This is a genomic window from Synergistaceae bacterium (assembly GCA_017540085.1).
Classification (GTDB): domain Bacteria; phylum Synergistota; class Synergistia; order Synergistales; family Aminobacteriaceae; genus JAFUXM01.
Genome location: JAFYBQ010000006.1, coordinates 120,818 through 136,537, shown reverse-complemented (window position 1 = coordinate 136,537; position 15,720 = coordinate 120,818). Strand labels below are relative to the sequence as shown.

Below are 15,720 nucleotides of genomic sequence, written 5' to 3'. Positions count from 1 at the left end.
GCTTTTAACCATAATCCTTAGAGCTGCAAGTTAGGATTTACGCTCGCAGGTAACTATATATTCGCAGGCAACGTAGCTTGCGCTTAGGCTAGTCAGTCAAGGCTTTTACAAGCCTCCGGCTTTAGCCGTGAGGTTACTGACTACTGCTTGTTCTCCATTTTGATTGACATTAAGAGTCCTACTTTCGCCCACATAAGGAGCATAGAGCTTCCCCCCGCGCTGAGAAATGGCATCGGGATTCCTGACAGCGGCATTAGCCTTGTTACGCCCGCAACATTCACGAACATGGGAAATATCACCGAGGCTGTGAGACCCAATGCCAGCGATTTCGTGAAAGGAGTCTTAGCGTCTCGGTATATGTAGTAGACTCTCCATGTCCAAAGCGCATATAGTATCAGCAGAAACATCGTCCCTACAAGCCCGAACTCCTCGCCTATCGCAGGGAAAATATAATCCGTGTCAGACTCAGGGAGATACCTTTCCTCCTGAAGACCTTTGCCGATTCCGACTCCTGTCAGTGAGCCGTTCGCGAAAGCTACAAGCCCCTGTATTATCTGAAAGCCCTGGCCCATAGGATCAGCCCAAGGATCCCAGAAGGCATTGAACCTCCTCATCCTGTACGGCGCAATCAGTATCAGCAGTGCAACAAGCCCGAATCCCAGTATCACGCCCAGTACAGGATACTTCCATCCCCGCCGCTCTATGTGCATGACAAAGCATATAGCCGTTACAATAATCGTCCCGCCTAAGTTCGGCTGAAGCATTAACGGTATGCCCATCATCAATATCACCATAAGGGTAGGGCGGATAAATGAATGGAAGTTCCCCCGCTTTGTGAGGCTGTCCTCATCGGTTAATCTGTCGGCCATGAATATTGGCACAGCGAACAATGCAAGCTCCAAAGGCTGAAAGCGAATCACAAAAAGATTCAGCCACCTCCGCGCCCCTCCGACTTTGATCCCGACTCCGGGTATCGCCGTCAGCACAAGAAGCAGGAATGCCAGCGCGAACAATTTTCCGCTGTGCTTCTTCACTGACGGGCTAGTCCACGCAAAACATATCATCATGAGAGTAACTCCCATTCCGATAAGCTGAAACTGTTTCAGGGGAGCAGCGTAGGGATTCCCTCCGGCCATGCTGTTGCGTAATGACAGAGAAGAAATCATCACGAGTCCGCACCCGCTCAGTATCAACGGTATCAATATTTCCATGTTACGACGCTGATTTTATCTTTTCGCGGACGATTTTGCAGAAATGCTCGCCCCTTGCCTTGTAGGACTTGTACATGTCCCAGCTTGTGCAGGCGGGCGACAATAACACTACCATTCCCGGACGCGCTGAAGCCTGCGAAATGTCTACGGCCTCTTCCATTGTCCCGGCCATGCGGAAATTCACGAATCCTTCACGCTGTAATGCCTCCCGGATTTTCGGGGCTTCCGTGCCGATTAACACCGCGCAATCGCATTCATCCTTCACGGCCTGCGCCAGCGGGGTATAGTCCTCGCCCTTTCCCTGACCGCCGAGAATGATTACTTTCCTGCCCGGTATGCACTTCATTGCGGTGATTGTGGCGGCTACGTTCGTCCCCTTTGAGTCGTCGATATAGTGAACGCCGTCAAGCGTCCCGGCATCCTCGCACCTGTGCGGAAGCGGCCTGAACCCCTCAAGCAGAAATTTTGCCCTCCCGGAAATGTCAGCACCCGATAATTTTGCGGCGCATAGGGACATTGCGACATTCTCAAGATTGTGTGAACCGATTAGCGTTGTGTCGCTGTATGTGAAAATTGTGGACGACTCGCCGTTTATCGTGAGTATTGCGCGGTCTTTCGCCATGAATATATGCCCGTCAGTTTCGTGAATAGGTGTCTCCGTCCATGACAGTGTGATGATTTTGCCGGACGGCCTGAGAGTGTCATAATCCCTTTCCTGAATTATTCCCCAGCCGTTTTTGTCTCGCAGTGTCAGAACGCGGGACTTTGCCTCAACGTAAGCCTCATAGCTTCCATGCCAGTCGATATGATCCGGGGCTAAGTTTGTGATTATCGCGACATTTGCCCGGAGATTCTGAGTCGCCCGCGCAAGCTGAAAGCTAGACAGTTCGAGGATTACCGCGTCAAAATCTTCCTGCGTGAATATGGCTGACGCTGTGCCGAGATTGCCGCCTGTCCCGGTCTTGAGTCCCGCCCGCGAAAGTATATGCCCGGTGAGTGAAGTTACTGTGCTTTTTCCGTTGCTCCCTGTTACGCAGACAAGGTTACGGGTTCTGATGTGAGGAATGACAAAATCAAGCTCGCCCGTGAGAGTCAGCCCGCGTTTTTGTGCCTCCCGCAAAATTTCTGACTGAGGCGGGATTCCTGAGCTGATTAGGAGCGTATCACAGTCAAAAACTTTTGCCGAATGCCCTTCCTCAAAGGCTATATTATTCTCTGTGAAAAGTGATTTTGCCTCCGGGGATATGGATTTCATTTCTGACACAAATACTTCATATCCTAGATTATGAGCAAGAAGCGCGAGACCCTGCCCGCTGACCCCTGCGCCTATTACTGAAACTTTCTGCATGTGAAAAATTATGCCTCCTGTGAATTTCTCGTGAACACGTCAAATATTATAGTGCAGGTAACTGTTACAGCCCGCCCGCGTTTATCTCGGAACAGCTCCAAGCCCGTATGATATTCTCCGCTCGTAGCCGTCTGAAGGAATGTTGTAGATTTTCCCGTCAATGATTATCTCCGTAGAGCCGCCGCCGTCAAGATTGAGCGCGTAAACCATCCCCTGCCCCCGCATTATTTCCGTAAGCTCGCTGATTGTAGCCCCGGATGAGTGCATACCGTTGCGCCCGTCAACCGCCATGAATACCCATGAGCCTTCAGCGTTGAGGCCGACAGCAGAGCGGGGATGACGCGCAGAAATTATCCCGCCCTTGAAACTCTCCTCGTAATTTGCCGTCTGACCGTCATCAATCAGCATAGGCCCGGCCTGTATAACGTTGGTCATTTCCGGCCAGTAATTTGCATCCTCTGTAGCCTCTGCGACCGCGAAAAGTGCTTCATCGTCATCATTCCACGCAAGGCAGCCCCTCATGTCGTAAGGCAGGGTGAAATTCCGCCCGTTTACACGCAGTGCGCCGACGGGAAATCCCTTACCGCCCTTCAGCTTCCCGAAAAAGCCCGCGTTTATTGCTGCCTGAACGTTATTCTGACTGTATATCGCTGAGAGTGTCCGAAGCTCTGTAGGGTCTCCGCCTGAGGCTATCGGGGAAATTTTGTAGTAGCTCGGATCTATCATGAGCATGACCCAGAAACGGGGCAGGACTCTCGTGTTCGGGTTGCTCATTGAGGGAAGGACTCTTGTTGTGAGTCCTCTGGCTTTGGCGATTGCTTCGAGCCGCCGAACGTGATTATAGTCGCCAAGTTTCTGACTCTTGATACTGTAGCTCCCATTCACGCCCGCGATGCTGACATCATAGCCTTCTTCTTTCAGCGAGGACTTGAAGTAATCCGCCGCTGCCTTTGTCTTTATGCCGTCAGCAAAAAAACGCCACTCAGGAATCCCGGACGGCACTCCCTCGCGGTGAATGTGAATGCGGAGTCCCTTCACGGGGTTGCGTATAACGTCAAGCGAAAAATTCCGGGAAGCGTTGCCGAGTTTCTGGAGAATGCCGCGAGCCTCGTTGAGAGTGAGATTGCTTGCGCCGGAAAATCTCTGCCCCTTGAAGTCTGACACGCTGAATATAGGCGGGTTCATGTGAGTCGCCGCGACAAGGCAGCCCCGCTCGAACGCGGTGAGATTCCTGTCGTCCGTGAATCCTGTCGGGTAGTCAGAGAGGAGTCCGGCCTCGAATGTCAGTCCGAGACTCTCAATGCACCAGCGCAGAGCGTCGCGCCTCGTTGCAGGGCTGTCGAGTTTCGTTACAGTGTCGGACACATAGCCCGTCCGCAGAAGGAAGCCTGGTGCGTCGCTGTAGGGGGCTTCTGGGGACTCGCTCCAATTTATGCCCCGTGCGAGCAATAATCCCGTGAGAAATTCATATTTTGTTACGGCCTGTGATGATGACGGTATGAGAATGAGTATGATTAGTGTGATGATTAAACGCCTGAAAGTTTTTGACATTAAGATTAATCCCCCGCAGTTATTTTTTCTGTTATAATTCTCTCATGCCCCTGCGGGTTCGCGTGATAATGATTACGTTCTGAGCCAACACTCGCTTCTATTCAGGCTTCATGCCGCAGACTCAAATGTCTTAATTAGGACGGGTCAGAACACTCACTACACGGTTTCCGCGGAGGCTCTCTTATTTCAGACAGTATTATATTCCCTTTCGTGCTTTCAATTTGACATTCACGCAAAAATTTTCCGGCCTTCTGCTGAATTTCACAGGCGTTATTTTTTCCCCGCGTGTTTATACCAGTCCCAAATATCTGCAAGCCTTCAGGATTCCGCCCTCGTCAATATCATCACACACATAATCAGCCGCCTTCCGCGCCTCGTCCGAGCATATCCCGACAGCTACGCCGACTCCCGCATTCCTGAGCATGTCCGCGTCATTAGGGCCGTCCCCGAACGCTACAACGTCAGAAATATCACCGCCGAGAGCCTCTATCATCATTTCGATTCCGCGCCATTTGGTAGACTCTGAGCATCTCGCCTCCGTGAAGCCCCGCATTATTTCGAGTCTTACGCCCGCAGGAGGGGTGAAGAATATCCCGTGCGACACGTCAAGCATACTGTGAGGCCGCATAATGTAGCACATTGTCGCCCGCTCAAGCTCCTGCAACGGCCTTATGCAGTCATACCCGGCCTGAGAGCTGAAATATTCCCTGAAGGAGTCAAAATCATTGTCCGCGTATAAATATTCCTCGCCAGCCGCCGCTGTGATGTCCGGGAATCTTGACGCTGTTTCACGGAATGAGGCTATATATTCGCCGGGAAAGTACGCCGTGTGAATCTTCTTCCCGTCAACAAAAATCTCAGACCCTCCCGCGCACACAAGATAATTAATCCCGAACGCTTTTGCCGCCGTCATAGTCAGGAATCCCGCCCGCCCCGTAGCAATCGCAGGAACATGGCCGGATTCACGCAGGAGATTTATTGCCGTCAAAGTTTCGGGGGGGATATGCGGCTTGTTCTTGTGGCTGATTAATGTATTGTCGATGTCGAAAAATATATACTTCATGGAATTTTACCCTTTCAGCCTCAGCGGTAATCCGGCAAAAACGCGGTCAACAATTTCCGCCTCACTCGCTAAATATTGGTACAGCTTCCCGGTCTCGTCGCGCCATTTTCGCAGGAAGGAGTCCGCCGGAACAACTCCCCCGCAAATCTCATCGCCAGTAATCACGCACTCGCGCAATATATTTATCCTGTCAGCAAAAAATTCTGCCGGACTAATCCCGCGCATAAGCAGAGACTTTGCCCCCTCGTGAATGTCCGTAACAAGCCCGGGCTGTATATTATCCGGGTCATTCCGCGAAAGGTCATATACATTCCTGAAACCCCCGTAAAGTTTCAGCGCGTAATCTCTTTTCCCATGTAACGTCCGCCGATTATCAGATGCAAAACATTATCACCATCCCGGACAGCATGATTACTTCTGAGGCTTCAACGAACGCTCCGAGAAGGTCGCCTGTTATGCCCCCGAAAAGTTTAACGCATATTATCACGTGAAGTATTACGCACAAAATCAACATGGCCGGAATAATCTTCATGCTTACGGCTGAAAGTATCACGAACATCATCACGAGAAAAATATTGTCGCGCCGATTTCTTGACGAGCCGAGAATTACAGCAAGCCCGCCCATTTTCGCAAAAGGAAGATTCACGAGAAGCACCGACATTCCCAAGCGTGAAAATATAGGCACAGGGAACAGGGTTAAGGGGTCAGCGTTAAGCGTGAACAGCTCAGAGAATAATAACGTTTTCGCCATGAGGACAATTACACAGCCCATTACCGCGAATGATCCGGCGTGAGTGTCGGAGAGAATCCGCAGGCGAGTCTCCCTGTCTCTGTGGGAAAATATCGCGTCGCAGGAATCCATGAGTCCGTCGAGGTGAAGCCCTCCCGTTAGTGCCAGAGTCAGAAGCATCATGACGAACCCGCGCAGAATTGGCGAGGCTCCCGGCCATGAGAGAATATCCCGCAGTGCCGCCCATAATCCCCCGAATATCACGCCGACAATCGGAATCATCACGCAGAACCAGCGCAAATTAGGGGGAGTCCATTCGGGAGCAGGGACGGGAATCACTGATATGAAGGATAAGACGATGAGAAACGATTTCAGCATGAGGAATAAAATAAATCCCCCTGCCGATTATGGCAAGGGGAAAATTTACAGTCTGTTATTTGAATGTTGCTGCGACTCTCTCAAGCTCTTTGCGTATTTCGATGTGCTGAGGGCAGGCAGCCTCACACTTTCCGCATTTTATGCACTCTGAAGCCTTCTTGTGTCCCTGCATAACAACGTCAAAATATATGCGGTTGGCGGCAAGGTCATAATTCCCGTAGAGCGTGTAAACGTTCAGGGCGTGGAATGACGGCGATATTCCGATATTCATGGGACAGACTTTCGCGCAGTAGTTACAGGTTGTGCAGGGGATTGTAGGTATGCGGGCTAATTCCTCGTTTGCCCTGCGGATTGTGTCTTTCTGCTCCGGCGTGAGATGGGAAAAATCTTTCATGTACGACAAATTGTCCCTCATCTGCTCAATGCTCGACATTCCTGACAGGACGGTGATGACTCCTTCTAGGTCTGCGGCGAAACGTACAGCCCATGACGCGCAGGAAGACTCCGGCTCTGCTTCCCTGAAGATTTTTGCGACTGATTCGGGGGGCGTTGCGAGATTTCCGCCTTTCACCGGCTCCATGATGATAACGGGCTTGCCATGTCTGCGGGCGACCTCGTAGCATTTCCGGGACTGTATATTGTTGCTCTCCCAGTCGTAATAATTTATCTGCAATTGCACGAACTCGGCTTCAGGGTGCTTGGTGAGGATGTCTTCAAGCTCTTCTGCTGTCGAATGGAACGAGAAGCCCAAGTGCTTAATGTTACCTTTCTCGCGCTCATTGAGGCAGTAATCCCAGAGTCCGAAATCCTCAAAGAAGTGAGTCCTAGGGCCGCCGAGATTGTGAAGCAGGTAGAAATCAAAGTATCCTGCCCCTGATCGCTCAAGCGATGCCGTGTACTGTGCTATAGCGTCGTCGCGTGTCTTGCAGTTTATCCACGCGGCTAATTTTGTGGCAAGCTGGAATTTTTCACGCGGGTAACGCTCAACGAGTGCTTTCCGTATTGCCTCCTCGCTTCCTGCATAAGCCCAGGCCGTATCGAAATACGTGAAGCCCGCTGCTAGGAACTCGTCAACCATCTGCTTTGTCTGCTCAATGTCGATAACGTCCTCAGAGCCTGCGACCTTCGGAAGGCGCATGAGTCCGAATCCGAGCTTGCGGATGTCCTCGCCTAAGTATGACATGATAAATATTCCCCCTCGTGTTTAATGGAATTGGTAAATGATAACACCTCAAGCGGGATTTCAGGCAACAAAAAAACAGGCCTGGGAATAAATATATGCTAAAATCATGGGTAAAAAATCATGAAAGGAGCAGTTGACAAATGAAATTAACGGCTCATAATGGCTTCAGGGCTTCAGGGCTTCAGGGCGATGGGCGGGATATTGTCCTTGATTCGCTGAGGGGCTTTGCGATAATCCTCGTAGTTGTCGGCCATGTATTCAAGGGATTTGAGGACAGCGGGATAATTACTCGCGGCAGTTTCTTTTCTGTAACAGGATATTATTTCATCTACAATTTTCACATGCCGTTAATGTTCATGATTTCCGGGTATGCGGACGGCATGAGGCAGAGACCTTCAGGAGCTTTCCGGCGTATCATGAAGTGTGCCGCTGATATATATCTTCCGGGACTGTATTTTTCATTTCTTCTGTGGCTGCCGAAATTTTTTATGTTTCATTCTCTCGGCTTGGACAATACAGAAAATTTTTCCGTTGCTGCGATGAGTTCACTTTATTATATTCCTTTGCGGGGATTCGCGGTGTACTGGTTTCTGTGCAGCTTATTTTTTGTGAAAAGCCTTCACATACTGCTCGAACGCTTCATAGGGAACAGGAATATTCACGCGCTTCTATGGGTAATAATATTTCTCGCGGCGGGGTTTTACGGCAACAATCTTCCGGCCTTCCTGCGGCGAATGCACTACGGATTATATTTCCATGCGGGTTATCTCATGAGCGGACAGAACATAATAACTCGCGTCAGACATCCTAGAATTTCACGCGCTGTAATGTTGTTCCTTGCAGGCATATTGATTTTTTCTGTGTCATATTTCTGCGGCATAAGGAATCTTTTTGTTGAGGCGGCAAGCGCATTATGTATAAGCACCGCGCTGTTAATAGTGTTTTATGCGCTGAACGTCAGAAATTCCCTCCTAGTTTTGTGCGGCACTTACAGCATGGTCATATATATTCCTCACAACAGTATTATTGCTGTCCTGAGAATCATGCTGCGTTTTCTTGGGCTGTCATCTTTCACTGTTCCTGCAATAATTGTGATGAGCGTTTTTTTCTTCTGCGCGGCTCTGTTTATTCCCCTGTGTATCGTATGGCTGTACAGGAATGTCAAGCGGCTCGGCTGGATTGAGTATATATTTTATCCGGGAAAGTTAATTTTCAGGAAGTAAGGCAGAAAAAATCCCTCCCGGCGTAATTGTCAGGAGGGATAAATATTATTCACACTTTGCTATTGCTTCCTCGGCTTTCGAGCCTTTGAACATAATATCGAGCATTCCGGGGGCGTAGCGGTCAAACATCACTGACGGGATAATTATGCTCCCCTTCACGATTTCCTCGGACGGGGTAATTCCGTCGCAGTCAACAAAACACTTGTAGCGAACTTCGCCGTCTGTCATGTCAAGCTCAAAATTTCCGTTCCTGAGTCCGTAATTGGCACGGCAGATGAAGTCGGCCATCTCTTTCATCACGCTGTCGTCATCCGAGTCGGCCTCTATCGGGGAGACAGCGTAAACAGTGTATGCGTCCTCCCTCACGGGGATAAAGTATCTCAGGTGCTTGAGTTTGCTCTCAATGCTCACTCCGAACTTGAAGACTCCTCTTTCCTCGTCAAAGTCAAAATGCCAGTCGTCCTCAACGAGAAAGCCTTTTATCACGTCAACAATTTCCTCTGAATATCCTGCGTTCATTTCCGGCTGACTCCTTAGCATGAAAATTTTGTGCAGGGGATATAATATCACATCTCTGTGAGTATTTCCCTTGCACGCTCGTATTTCTTCCTGCGCTTTTCGTACTCTGAGCGCGGCACCTCATCACCTGAAATTCTCGTTACGTCCATATTGTGAGCAATGTCAGCGAGCTTCACTTTCTTTGCGACGGGACTGGCCTTTATCCGGCGTATATAGTCATCATAGCTTTCTCCGTTCCTGTGCGTGAGAGTGTCAACAGCATTGACGACTTCAGGCGGGAAAATTTTCCTCAAGTCATCAAGAGTAACCCCGGTGTCCTCTACAACATCATGAAGGAGGGCGGCGCATATTTCCGTCTCTGTATCCATGCTCATGGCGACCGTGAAAGGGTGCGTGAAGTACGGCCTTCCGGCTTTGTCCTTCTGTCCGTGATGAGCATTATATGACAGGTCAATGGCCTTGTTGATGAGCGCAGAATAAAACATCTTACCCGCCGTAATAAATGATACAGTACGCTAAAAGCTCTTCGCCGGTCTTGTTGGCGTAAATGTGCTTCCTGTTCGCAAGGAATCGGATTGCCTCGCCTTTGCCGATTTCGTAGCTGTCTTTGCCGAGTATGAGCGTGAATTTCCCCTCTATTACCATGATGTACTCCCAGACCCTTTCGGGGTGAGGCTCTGCGGAGATTTCAGTGTTCGGGGCGATTCTGATCTTGCAGATTTCCATTGACGTGTTAATGTCGTACCTGAACAGGGGCTGGCGGTCAATGTCTTCGTGCTGCTCAAGCTCTTCACTGCGGATGACCTCAACGAATTTCTCCGGGGCTTTCAGGAGCGAGGGCAGTGAGACGTGAATCCCCTCGCATATCTTGTAGAGCACGGCTACTGTAGGGCATTTCCGGCCGCGCTCAATGTCGCTCAACATGCTTTTGCTTACGGTGCTTCTTGTTGATACCTCATCGAGTGAGAACCCGCGTTCGAGTCTGGCGCGCTTGAGATTTACGCCGATGATGTGGGTCATTTCCTCGGTGTTCTTGAATTTCTCGTCAGTTTCTGGTTCATCGGGAATAAATATTTTGTCCATTATCAACACCTCTTTTGAAGTATTATACCCTGTAACGGCGGAAATTTTACCAGATTTCAAATCTTTGCTGACGGTCAAGCCCCGAAATAATATTAATTTCCTCATTTGTGAGCGAAAAATCAAACACATCAATATTTTCCCGGATATGCTCAGGATTCTTTGAGCCGGGAATCACTATGTACCCTTCCTGAATGTGCCACCGCAGAATGATTTGCGCGGGTGTTTTTCCGTGAGACCGTGCAATTTCCTGAATGGCCTTGTTCCCGAAAAGCTCGTGAGTTTTTCCCCTTCCGCCGAAAGGATACCACGACTCAATCACAGTCCCGTAACGCTGAAGATATTTTTTCAGCTCCGTATTCTGATAGTAGATGTGATTCTCGTTTTGGACGACTGCCGGAATTATTTTCGCCCCTCGTGTTATCCGCTCAAAGTCTGCGGGCGTGTAGTAGTTCGATATTCCTATGCTGCGGATTTTCCCGGCCTCGACTCCGCGCTCCAATGCCTTGTAGACTCCCTCATCGTTATATCCGGGCTGATGTATCAGCATGAGATCTATATATCCGAGTCCGAGAGCGTTATTTGAGCTGTCTATGGCTTTGTCGGGGTTCGCGTAATTTCCCGGCATAATCTTTGTGGTGATGAAAATATCCTCCCTCGTGATTATCCCATCGCTTATTGCCCGGCGGACTCCTTTCCCGACTCCGGCCTCGTTGCCGTAATATCTCGCTGTGTCAATGAGACGATAGCCCGCACGTATTGCCGTGTACACAGATTCTTCCGCTGTGGTATCGTCCTGCGTCCATGTTCCGAGACCTAACACGGGCATTTTGTTTCCGTCATTGAGAGTAACATACGGGACTCCGGGAACGTCAGCAAAAGAACACCCCGCTGTCATGGCCGAAATCATCACCGCAAAAAGTATTAGCTTCTTCATGTCGTCATCCTCCGTAATAAAAATTACCCCGCCGGATATTTCACCGACAGGGCAGAATCTTTTTCCTTCCCGCTGATTTACTTCAGGTACTCCGCAAAGAATTTCTCAATTTCCGCAAAGGGTATCTTCTCCATGTTGTCATACAAATCAACGTGTGAAGCTCCCGGAATAATCATCAGCTTTTTGTTGCCGCCCTTCAGACGTTTGAATGCATCCTCGCCCAAGTACCTAGAGTGAGCCTTCTCGCCGTGAATGATGAGAACCGCGCTGCGAATGTCGGAAATGTCCGTAAGCATGGGCATGTTTATCATCGCAAGCGAGCCTGTTACCGTCCATCCCTCGTTTGAGTTGAGGCTGCGAGCGTGGTAGCCTCTCGGTGTCTTGTAGTATGCGTAGTAGTCTTTCACGAACTGCGGAGCGTCTTCCGGCAATGGGTCAACGACTCCGCCTGCCCTCGCGCTTGTGCCTGACTTGTAGTCTTTGGTGCGCTGGTCGTTCATGGCCTTCTTTGCGCTGTAGCGGGCATCGTCTGAGTCAGCAGAGTCAAAATATCCGTTGCGGGCAACCCTGCTCATGTCGTACATTGTCGAGATTACAGAGGCTTTTATTCTCGTGTCAGCCGCCGCGGCATTCAGACCGATTCCGCCCCAGCCGCAAACGCCGATAATGCCGATTTTCTCCGGGTCAATGTAATCCTGAACGCTGAGGAAGTCGACCGCCGCCGAAAAATCGTCTGTGTTAATTTCCGGCGAGGGAACATAGCGCGCATTTTCCGGGCCGCTTTCGCCTGTGAATGACGGATCAAACGCAACTGCGACATATCCGGCTTTGGCCATTTCCTGAGCGTAGAGTCCTGAGACCTGCTCTTTTACCGCACCGAAAGGCCCGCATACCGCTATTCCCGCGTATTTCTTGGCCGGGTCAAAATTTTTCGGGTAATAAATATCCCCGGTAAGCTCTATTCCGTAACGGTTGTGAAAGTGTACTTTCTCGGCTTTGATTTCGGGGTCAATCTTGAAGACGCGGGAGTCGTTTTCGAGCGCAAATGCTGACGATGTGAGGCAGGTAATCATAGCTGTGAGTAATAATGCCTTGAACATGAATTAATCCTCCTATTTTTGTGTGATGGCGTAATTATCGCAGTCAGTGCCGAAAAAGTCTAATATCTGTGCTACAATGTCAGACATTCCGAGAAAAATATTATGAGGTGAAAGACAATGCAGAGAGTCAGAAATAATTTCCACACAGCGAGGAAACACACGCAGAAAATCAGAAAGGACGTGCGAAAGCTCCGGGCGCAGTGGCGCAGGGATTACTACGAAAAAGACCCCTCCCCCGCGACATTGAGGGCAATGGAGGAAGCAAAGCAAATAGCCGAGAATTGGCTGAATTATCATGAAAAAAACGACAATGACTAGCAAAAAGGATTCAGCGAAAAGAAAACGTACAAGACGCTTCCGGGATGTCAGTCAGACAAAAGATTTTGAGAAAGACTGGGAACGCCTCGAAGCCTCCGGGAAGCATGACATGCACAGAATCAAAGAGGCAATGTCAATCCTTGCGGTTAATGACGGCCCTATGCCCCCGGAATGGGAAGACCACGAGCTTACAGGAAAATTTGAGGGGTTCAGGGAATGCCACGTGAAGGGAGACCTTCTGCTGGTGTACAGGATACAGCCCGCGTCAAAGATTGAGCTTCTTGTCTTCTCGCGTGTCGCTACACATTCGGAATTGTTCGGCAGATAACAGCATGGAAATACATCTCCTGAAATATTTTCTTGAGGCCGCAAACGAACTCAACATCACCCGCGCCGCTCACCGTCTCCACATGGCACAGCCGGCACTCTCCAAGCAGCTCGGAAAGCTCGAACGCGAAACAGGCCGGGTATTATTCGTCCGCGAGAAATACGGAATACGCCTCACCAATGACGGAATACTCCTGCGGAAACGGGCGCAGGAAATTATTGACCTCGAAGCAAAAACTCTCGCCGAGCTTGCCGGAACTGACAGCGTTACGATTACAGGCACCGTATATATCGGAGCGGGAGAGACTCCCGGAGTCAGCTATATCGGAAAAGTGTTGCGTGAAATCCGCGCTGAGTACCCCGGAATAGACTACAGGATGATAAGCGGGGACTTTGAAGACATTTCCATGAGGCTCGGACATGGCCTGATTGATTTCGCGCTCTTTGTGGGAAAAGCAAACTTCAGCGATTACGAGTATATATCACTCCCGTATTCTGACAGATGGGGCGCAGTTGTCCGGGATGATGACGAACTCGCCGCGCATGACGCAGTAACCCCGGAAGACATCAGAGGCCGGGAATTATTGTTCTCACATCAGGCTCAAACACACGGCGAATTGTCCGAATGGCTAGGATTACGCGCTGACCGCCTCAATATCACCGGGACTCACAATCTCGCCTACAACGCTTCCATTATGGCGCGTGAGGGACTCGGAGTCCTCATCACAATAGAAGGCATCGTGAATACCGGGGCTGACAGCGGCCTCAAGTTCATACCGTTAATGCCTGAAGTGAAAGCCGGACTCGTCCTCGCATGGAAGAAAGACGCTCTTCTCTCGAAAGCCGCGCAGAAATTCCGCCACGCCCTTAAAGCCTCGTTCAGCGAATCATAGCCCGCATTGAGTTCAGCACCGCAAGAATCAAGACTCCCACGTCAGCAAAAACAGCAAGCTCCATCCCGGCAACACCCGCCGCCCCTAGCGAAAGGCACACGATCTTCACGCCTATAGAGCCGTATATATTCTCACGCGCTATTCTCATGCATTTATGGGAAATTCTCACGGCCTCCGGGATTTTCGCTAAATCGTCATCCATAATCACAACATCAGCCGCCTCTATTGCCGCGTCAGTACCAAGACCGCCCATCGCAATCCCGACATCAGCGCAAGCCAGCACAGGAGCGTCATTTATCCCGTCCCCGACAAACGCCCGGACTCCCTTCACGCCCCCGGCTATTTTCACTTTGTCCGCAGGCAATAAACTGCTGTGATACTCATCAATTCCGAGTGCCTTTGCTGTTTCTTTTGCTGACGGCTCAGAGTCTCCCGTAAGCATTATGATATTTCCGACACCTTCAGCCCGGAGCATTTCAACCGCTGACCGGGCATTGTCCTTCACCTTGTCCGAGATTACGACATGGCCGGAATATTTCCCGTCTGAGGCTACATGTATCACCGTTCCCGACTCTCCGCACGGCCTGACATCATCGCCTGTAACCCCTGAAATGAACGCAGAATTTCCCGCACATATCTCCGAGCCGTTGACATTTGCCCGGACTCCGAACCCGGGAATCTCTTCCGCGCCCGAAATTTCGCACGAGTCATCCCCGCAGGAATAAGCCCGCCTTAACGCCTCAGCTATAGGATGTGAGGAATATTTTTCGGCATGTGCTGACATGTGCAGAAGCTCGCCCGCCGTAACAGACTCAGGATATACCCCGGCAACGTCAAAAACTCCCCGCGTTAATGTCCCGGTCTTGTCGAAAATTATTGCTGACAGATTCGCGAGTCGCTCGACAAAAATTCCGCCCTTTATGAGAATCCCACGGCTCCCCGCCCTGCCGACAGCCGCGAAAAACGCAAGAGGAACGCTCACGACTAACGCGCAGGGACAGCTCACCACAAGGAATGTCAATGCCCTGTAGACCCAAGCCCGAAAATTACCGGCGAATATCGGAGGGATTACCGCGAGGATTAACGCAGAGGCGCAAACGAACGGGGTATATATTTTCGCGAAACGTGTAATGAATTTCTCGGAATGTGATTTGTTTTCTGCTGACGACTCTATGAGGGCTAATATTTTTGACGCTGTTGACTCGGTGAATGTCTTTGTCGTTTTGACGCGCAGGACTCCCGAAAGGTTCACGCACCCGCTTAACACCTCATCGCCCGGCTTAACGCTCCTAGGAATGCTCTCACCCGTCAAAGCCCGCATATCGAGTCCCGAATTGCCTTCAAGTATTACGCCGTCAAGCGGTATTTTCCCGCCCGGACGGATGATTATCACGCTGCCTTCTGTTACTGATGACGGGTCAGCCCTTTCTGACTCTCCCGGTGCTGTCTCTATTTCCGCGAAATCGGGACGCAAGTCCATCAACGCCGAAATATTTTCCCGCGTCCTGTCTGAGGCATAGTCCGAGAATAATTCCCCGGTCTGATACAGAATCATCACTGCGCAGGCTTCAGGGTATTCGCCGAGAATTAACGCGCCTATTGTGGCAACGGTCATCAAAAAGCACTCCCCGAAAATTTCGCCCTCCCTGATTCCGTTCACAGCCTCGATAATCACATCATAGCCCGCAATAAGATACGGAATGACGTAAAGGACTCCCGCGAATTTCACGCCCTCAAAATATCCGGCGGACTCAGAAAATTTCAGCACCGCAAGAATAAGCCCGGCCATGACAATACGCACGATGATTTTCACGCGCTCTTTCACCGTTAAGCACCTCTCAATATTCAAATGATTGTTT

General features: G+C 50.3%; 17 protein-coding genes. 4 read left to right on the top strand and 13 right to left on the bottom strand.

What is annotated here, in order from left to right; genetic code table 11:
* Nucleotides 1-140: 140 nt before the first annotated feature.
* The 7 genes from IKQ95_01305 to IKQ95_01275 all read right to left on the bottom strand — a co-directional run bounded on the left by IKQ95_01305 (nt 141) and on the right by IKQ95_01275 (nt 7,464).
* Nucleotides 141-1,211 (bottom strand): FtsW/RodA/SpoVE family cell cycle protein, encoded by a 1,071-nt coding sequence (locus IKQ95_01305; protein MBR4195330.1) that lies wholly within the window; start codon nt 1,209-1,211, stop codon nt 141-143.
* 1 nt (nt 1,212) lies between these two features.
* On the bottom strand, nt 1,213-2,559 hold the full coding sequence (gene murD, locus IKQ95_01300) for a UDP-N-acetylmuramoyl-L-alanine--D-glutamate ligase (protein MBR4195329.1): 1,347 nt from the start codon (nt 2,557-2,559) through the stop codon (nt 1,213-1,215).
* A gap of 81 nt (nt 2,560-2,640) precedes the next feature.
* The gene (locus IKQ95_01295; GenBank protein MBR4195328.1) at nt 2,641-4,110 is read right to left on the bottom strand and encodes a phosphodiester glycosidase family protein; all 1,470 of its coding nucleotides are present in this window, start codon (nt 4,108-4,110) and stop codon (nt 2,641-2,643) included.
* Nucleotides 4,111-4,399: 289 nt separating this feature from the next.
* Nucleotides 4,400-5,173 (bottom strand): HAD hydrolase family protein, encoded by a 774-nt coding sequence (locus IKQ95_01290; GenBank protein MBR4195327.1) that lies wholly within the window; start codon nt 5,171-5,173, stop codon nt 4,400-4,402.
* Nucleotides 5,174-5,179: 6 nt separating this feature from the next.
* Complete coding sequence (locus IKQ95_01285) at nt 5,180-5,398, bottom strand: bifunctional adenosylcobinamide kinase/adenosylcobinamide-phosphate guanylyltransferase (GenBank protein MBR4195326.1); 219 nt, start codon at nt 5,396-5,398, stop codon at nt 5,180-5,182.
* A 148-nt stretch (nt 5,399-5,546) separates the two neighbouring features.
* Nucleotides 5,547-6,281: an adenosylcobinamide-GDP ribazoletransferase gene (locus tag IKQ95_01280; protein MBR4195325.1), complete on the bottom strand. Its 735-nt coding sequence runs from the start codon at nt 6,279-6,281 to the stop codon at nt 5,547-5,549.
* Between the two features lie 55 nt (nt 6,282-6,336).
* Complete coding sequence (locus tag IKQ95_01275; GenBank protein ID MBR4195324.1) at nt 6,337-7,464, bottom strand: aldo/keto reductase; 1,128 nt, start codon at nt 7,462-7,464, stop codon at nt 6,337-6,339.
* A 140-nt stretch (nt 7,465-7,604) separates the two neighbouring features.
* Here IKQ95_01275 and IKQ95_01270 point away from each other — a divergent pair, with 140 nt between their 5' ends.
* Nucleotides 7,605-8,687: an acyltransferase family protein gene (locus IKQ95_01270; protein MBR4195323.1), complete on the top strand. Its 1,083-nt coding sequence runs from the start codon at nt 7,605-7,607 to the stop codon at nt 8,685-8,687.
* Between the two features lie 45 nt (nt 8,688-8,732).
* Here the strand turns inward: IKQ95_01270 and IKQ95_01265 are convergent, their stop codons facing one another.
* The 5 genes from IKQ95_01265 to IKQ95_01245 form a co-directional block, all read right to left on the bottom strand.
* Nucleotides 8,733-9,206, bottom strand: a complete 474-nt coding sequence (locus IKQ95_01265) for a YbjN domain-containing protein (GenBank protein ID MBR4195322.1) — start codon at nt 9,204-9,206, stop codon at nt 8,733-8,735.
* Nucleotides 9,207-9,253: 47 nt separating this feature from the next.
* Entirely contained in the window at nt 9,254-9,691 is a 438-nt protein-coding gene (locus tag IKQ95_01260; GenBank protein ID MBR4195321.1) for an HD domain-containing protein, read from the bottom strand.
* A gap of 1 nt (nt 9,692) precedes the next feature.
* Nucleotides 9,693-10,289: a helix-turn-helix domain-containing protein gene (locus IKQ95_01255; protein ID MBR4195320.1), complete on the bottom strand. Its 597-nt coding sequence runs from the start codon at nt 10,287-10,289 to the stop codon at nt 9,693-9,695.
* A 46-nt stretch (nt 10,290-10,335) separates the two neighbouring features.
* The gene (locus IKQ95_01250; protein ID MBR4195319.1) at nt 10,336-11,223 is read right to left on the bottom strand and encodes an aldo/keto reductase; all 888 of its coding nucleotides are present in this window, start codon (nt 11,221-11,223) and stop codon (nt 10,336-10,338) included.
* 77 nt (nt 11,224-11,300) lie between these two features.
* Nucleotides 11,301-12,323 carry an alpha/beta hydrolase gene (locus tag IKQ95_01245; protein MBR4195318.1) on the bottom strand — a complete coding sequence of 341 codons (1,023 nt, stop codon included), beginning with the start codon at nt 12,321-12,323 and terminating at the stop codon, nt 11,301-11,303.
* A 117-nt stretch (nt 12,324-12,440) separates the two neighbouring features.
* On the opposite strand from IKQ95_01245, the gene IKQ95_01240 reads away from it, so the two are divergent.
* The 3 genes from IKQ95_01240 to IKQ95_01230 are packed head-to-tail and all read left to right on the top strand — an operon-like array spanning nt 12,441 to nt 13,861.
* Entirely contained in the window at nt 12,441-12,641 is a 201-nt protein-coding gene (locus IKQ95_01240) for a hypothetical protein (GenBank protein ID MBR4195317.1), read from the top strand.
* Complete coding sequence (locus IKQ95_01235) at nt 12,619-12,969, top strand: type II toxin-antitoxin system YafQ family toxin (GenBank protein ID MBR4195316.1); 351 nt, start codon at nt 12,619-12,621, stop codon at nt 12,967-12,969. Before IKQ95_01240 ends, IKQ95_01235 begins: the two co-directional genes overlap by 23 nt.
* Before the next feature lie 4 nt (nt 12,970-12,973).
* Nucleotides 12,974-13,861: a LysR family transcriptional regulator gene (locus IKQ95_01230; protein ID MBR4195315.1), complete on the top strand. Its 888-nt coding sequence runs from the start codon at nt 12,974-12,976 to the stop codon at nt 13,859-13,861.
* On the opposite strand, the gene cadA is transcribed toward IKQ95_01230, so the two are convergent.
* The gene (gene cadA, locus IKQ95_01225; protein ID MBR4195314.1) at nt 13,848-15,650 is read right to left on the bottom strand and encodes a cadmium-translocating P-type ATPase; all 1,803 of its coding nucleotides are present in this window, start codon (nt 15,648-15,650) and stop codon (nt 13,848-13,850) included. The genes IKQ95_01230 and cadA overlap by 14 nt on opposite strands.
* Between the last annotated feature and the right edge of the window lie 70 nt (nt 15,651-15,720).

Coding starts and splice junctions, on each gene's coding strand:
- IKQ95_01305 (MBR4195330.1), bottom strand. CDS start 1,211: ATGGAAATATTGATACCGTTGATACTGAGCGGGTGCGGACTCGTGATG.
- murD (MBR4195329.1), bottom strand. CDS start 2,559: ATGCAGAAAGTTTCAGTAATAGGCGCAGGGGTCAGCGGGCAGGGTCTC.
- IKQ95_01295 (MBR4195328.1), bottom strand. CDS start 4,110: ATGTCAAAAACTTTCAGGCGTTTAATCATCACACTAATCATACTCATT.
- IKQ95_01290 (MBR4195327.1), bottom strand. CDS start 5,173: ATGAAGTATATATTTTTCGACATCGACAATACATTAATCAGCCACAAG.
- IKQ95_01285 (MBR4195326.1), bottom strand. CDS start 5,398: ATGCGCGGGATTAGTCCGGCAGAATTTTTTGCTGACAGGATAAATATA.
- IKQ95_01280 (MBR4195325.1), bottom strand. CDS start 6,281: ATGCTGAAATCGTTTCTCATCGTCTTATCCTTCATATCAGTGATTCCC.
- IKQ95_01275 (MBR4195324.1), bottom strand. CDS start 7,464: ATGTCATACTTAGGCGAGGACATCCGCAAGCTCGGATTCGGACTCATG.
- IKQ95_01270 (MBR4195323.1), top strand. CDS start 7,605: ATGAAATTAACGGCTCATAATGGCTTCAGGGCTTCAGGGCTTCAGGGC.
- IKQ95_01265 (MBR4195322.1), bottom strand. CDS start 9,206: ATGAACGCAGGATATTCAGAGGAAATTGTTGACGTGATAAAAGGCTTT.
- IKQ95_01260 (MBR4195321.1), bottom strand. CDS start 9,691: ATGTTTTATTCTGCGCTCATCAACAAGGCCATTGACCTGTCATATAAT.
- IKQ95_01255 (MBR4195320.1), bottom strand. CDS start 10,289: ATGGACAAAATATTTATTCCCGATGAACCAGAAACTGACGAGAAATTC.
- IKQ95_01250 (MBR4195319.1), bottom strand. CDS start 11,223: ATGAAGAAGCTAATACTTTTTGCGGTGATGATTTCGGCCATGACAGCG.
- IKQ95_01245 (MBR4195318.1), bottom strand. CDS start 12,323: ATGTTCAAGGCATTATTACTCACAGCTATGATTACCTGCCTCACATCG.
- IKQ95_01240 (MBR4195317.1), top strand. CDS start 12,441: ATGCAGAGAGTCAGAAATAATTTCCACACAGCGAGGAAACACACGCAG.
- IKQ95_01235 (MBR4195316.1), top strand. CDS start 12,619: ATGAAAAAAACGACAATGACTAGCAAAAAGGATTCAGCGAAAAGAAAA.
- IKQ95_01230 (MBR4195315.1), top strand. CDS start 12,974: ATGGAAATACATCTCCTGAAATATTTTCTTGAGGCCGCAAACGAACTC.
- cadA (MBR4195314.1), bottom strand. CDS start 15,650: ATGGCCGGGCTTATTCTTGCGGTGCTGAAATTTTCTGAGTCCGCCGGA.